The organism is Siphonobacter sp., from assembly GCF_048595215.1.
GTDB lineage: Bacteria > Bacteroidota > Bacteroidia > Cytophagales > Spirosomataceae > Siphonobacter.
In genome coordinates this window covers 1-3,512 of record NZ_JBMDWJ010000314.1, presented here as the reverse complement: position 1 = coordinate 3,512, position 3,512 = coordinate 1, and the positions used below count along the sequence as shown (strand labels likewise).

The following is a 3,512-nucleotide window of genomic DNA, read 5'->3' as shown; positions in this document are numbered from 1 at the left end:
GCTACGCATCTTCTCTACTTTGCGAGCGTCGATGTCGACGCAGGTCACTTGGTTTCCAGTTTCAGCAAAGCAGGTGCCTGTAACCAGGCCTACATATCCGGTGCCTACAACGGCTAATTTCATAATGTGGACAGTTCGTTGAACAGTTTAATGGCTTTCGACGGCGATTGGATTTTTAAAATGCCTGGCACAAAAATATATTTTTTCCGATAAAGCCTGAGTTTCCGTTCACAATTTGAGTTGACGGTTGACTAATTATTCAAAGGATTCAATTTAACATTTAAATTATCAAATTTCAAGGCACTTTTTTGTGCTTCCCTTTGATTCTCTTAGCAGTATAACCCTTAAAGTAACCATTTGTTTTTTGTAAAATTCTAATATCTAAGAAAGATTTAGGGTTTTCAGATTCCTAAAAAGAAAGTATTGAGTATAACTATTTAAATACCATATGTAGCTAAACTCTACCAATAAAACCTTCCATTTTTATTAGGTTCGTCAAGCACAGTAGATCCGTACAAGCTTCGTACTTTATAGTACATTGACCGGGTTTTGGTTTGTAAAAATTAGAATAGATCGCCAAACACCAAGCACTATACGTAGATTATGCTGAAATGAATGAATGTCTACGAAAAAACTGAAATCTGGCTTTAACTTGCTCCCTAAAAATAGAAGCCTTGTGACGAACGAAGCGATTGTCGAACTACTCGAACTGACCACCAAGCTGTTAGAATTGCACGGTGAGAATGACTTCAAAATCCGAAATTTCCAGAATGCAGCCTTTAATCTGGATAAAACGACGGCTGACCTCGCTACGGTACCGTTAGCCGAGCTTTCGTTACTGCCCGGAGTGGGCAAAAGCATGGCTAGCAAAATTGACGAAATTCGCTGTACGGGTACGTTGAAAGACCTCAATGACCTCCTGGCCCAAACCCCGGAAGGCATTCTGGACATGTTCCGAATTAAAGGAATTGGTCCGAAAAAAATACGGGTCATCTGGAAGGAACTCGGCATTACCGATACCCAGCAACTCCTGCTGGCCTGCGAAAACGGCGAAATTGCGAAGCTCAAGGGCTTTGGCGAAAAGACCCAGGAAACGATTCATACCAATCTGCTTTTCCTGCAATCCAAGTCTTCCAAACTTCGCATGGACGTGGCTCAGGTACTAGCCGAGGTACTTTGCGAAGCCTTGGAAAAGCAGTTTCCAACCCAGATTACGGGCGAGGTGCGTCAAAAAGCAGAAATCGTAGATTTGATTCAACTGGTTACTGCCGCCGAAAACCCGGCAGAAGTACAAGATTTCCTGAATACGCTTGAATTTGTACAGCAGGACGAAAAAGCGTCTACACCCTTCATCTGGCGGGGGAAATTTCTGGATCGAAACATTCCCGTTGAAGTACGCATCAGTCGTCCGCAGGCTTTTATCAATCAGGTGTTTATTCGTTCTTCCAGTCCGGAACACCTGACGCAGCCCGTTGCCCATTCGACATTACTAAAAACGGCGTTGAAAGAACCCCACGATACGGAGGAAGCCATCTACGCGGACCTCGCACTGCCTTATCTTTCGCCCGAACTGCGAAACGGGACGGACGAACTTTCGCCGGAGTCGCTGCAACGTCTCCCTGACCTGATTACCTGGGAGGCGTTGAAAGGTACCGTTCACAACCACTCAACCTGGTCGGATGGAAAACATACGCTGGAACAAATGGCCCGGGCGGCGGCGGACCTGGGTTTGCAGTACCTCGGCATTGCCGACCACTCCAAGTCAGCTACGTATGCCAACGGCCTAAATGAGGAACGGATCTACCAGCAACACCAGGAAATCGATCAGCTCAACGAACGCTTTCGAACGGAAGGTCTGGCTTTTCATATTTTCAAAGGAATCGAATCGGATATTCTCGGCGATGGCTCGCTGGACTACGACACCGAAGTACTGAAAACCTTCGATTTTGTCGTAGCCTCCGTGCATTCAAACCTGAAGATGACCGAGGAAAAAGCGATGCAACGGCTGATTCGGGCCATTGAAAATCCGTATACGACGATCATCGGTCACCCGACGGGCCGGTTACTCCTCTCCCGCCCCGGCTACCCCGTGGATGAGCAGAAACTCATCGATGCCTGTGCGGCCAATGGCGTAGTGCTGGAACTCAACGCCAGCCCTTACCGACTCGATGCTGATTGGCGGTGGATTCCGTATGCCCTGGAAAAAGGCGTGCGTATTTCCATCAATCCCGACGCTCACCACATCGAAGGTTATCAGGATATGCATTACGGCGTGGCCGTAGCCCGCAAGGGAGGCCTTACGCGACAAATGACGTTCAATACACTGACTCAATCCGAAATGCAGGCGTACCTTACCCAGCGGAAAATTGGTTAAAAGCCAGCCGGTTTTTCGGAACCAAAACGCTACGCTCACGTTTGTAAAGAAGCGTTTTTCGGGTACTCAACTCAAAGTCGGAATTCTTTTATCAACAAAATGAATAAAAAAGTTAACGTAGGCCTGGTTCAGATGTCCAATGTTGCGGACGTTGAAGCCAATATTCAGAAAGCCGAAGCGGGCATTCGCGAAGCCGCCGCCAAGGGGGCTCAGATTGTCTGTTTGCAGGAATTGTTCACGTCTCTGTACTTTTGCGACGTGGAAGATCACCACAATTTTTCGCTGGCTGAATCCATTCCCGGTCCTACGACCGATCGCATGAGCAAGCTTGCCGCTGAACTGGGCGTCGTCATTGTGGCTTCGCTGTTCGAAAAACGAGCCGCCGGGCTGTACCATAATACCACCGCCGTGCTCGATGCCGACGGTACGTATCTGGGCAAATACCGGAAAATGCACATTCCAGATGATCCGGGCTATTACGAGAAGTTTTACTTTACACCCGGTGACTTGGGTTACAAAGTTTTCGATACCAAGTTTGCCAAAATTGGCGTCCTGATCTGCTGGGACCAATGGTATCCCGAAGCTTCCCGGATTACGGCTCTGATGGGTGCCGAAATTCTCTTCTACCCCACGGCCATTGGCTGGGACGTGAACGAAACGGACGCTCAGGTGAATCAGGAGCAGTACGATGCCTGGCAGACCATTCAGCGGAGTCACGCGGTAGCAAACGGCGTCTACGTTGTGTCGGTGAACCGCGTAGGTCGGGAGGCCGATCAGCAATTCTGGGGCGGTAGTTTCATTGCCAAACCCCACGGTGGTTTGCTGTATCTGGCTCCGCACGAAGCAGAGACGGTACACGTACAGGAACTGGATCTGGAAGCAGCCGACCGCATTCGTACCACCTGGCCGTACTTCCGCGACCGCCGGATTGATTCCTACCAGCCCATTACGAAACGATTTATTGACGAATAAGTATTGATGAAGGCGGAATCAAGGTTCCGCCATTCTTTTTCTGCCTGTGAAAAATTCATTTTGTGGTACGGGCCTGCTGTTCGCCGCCCTGTGGTCGTCTGCATCCGGTGCCGCCAAGTTCGGCCTGCAATCTGCAGAACCGATGCTCTTGTTTGACATTCGCTAT

The 3,512-nt window shown here is 48.8% G+C and carries 3 protein-coding genes; 2 read left to right on the top strand and 1 reads right to left on the bottom strand.

Annotation, left to right across the window (positions count from 1 at the left end):
* Nucleotides 1–123, bottom strand: a 123-nt coding sequence (locus tag ACOJTG_RS19310; protein WP_420155322.1) for an NAD-binding protein, incomplete at its 3' end; no start/stop codon positions are given.
* A gap of 553 nt (nucleotides 124–676) precedes the next feature.
* On the opposite strand from ACOJTG_RS19310, the gene polX reads away from it, so the two are divergent.
* A complete protein-coding gene (gene polX, locus ACOJTG_RS19305) occupies nucleotides 677–2,374 on the top strand; it encodes a DNA polymerase/3'-5' exonuclease PolX (RefSeq protein WP_420155321.1) in 1,698 nt (565 codons plus the stop codon).
* A gap of 99 nt (nucleotides 2,375–2,473) precedes the next feature.
* Nucleotides 2,474–3,346, top strand: coding sequence for a carbon-nitrogen hydrolase (locus ACOJTG_RS19300; protein ID WP_104712478.1), 873 nt, complete (start codon nucleotides 2,474–2,476; stop codon nucleotides 3,344–3,346).
* Nucleotides 3,347–3,512: the final 166 nt, after the last annotated feature.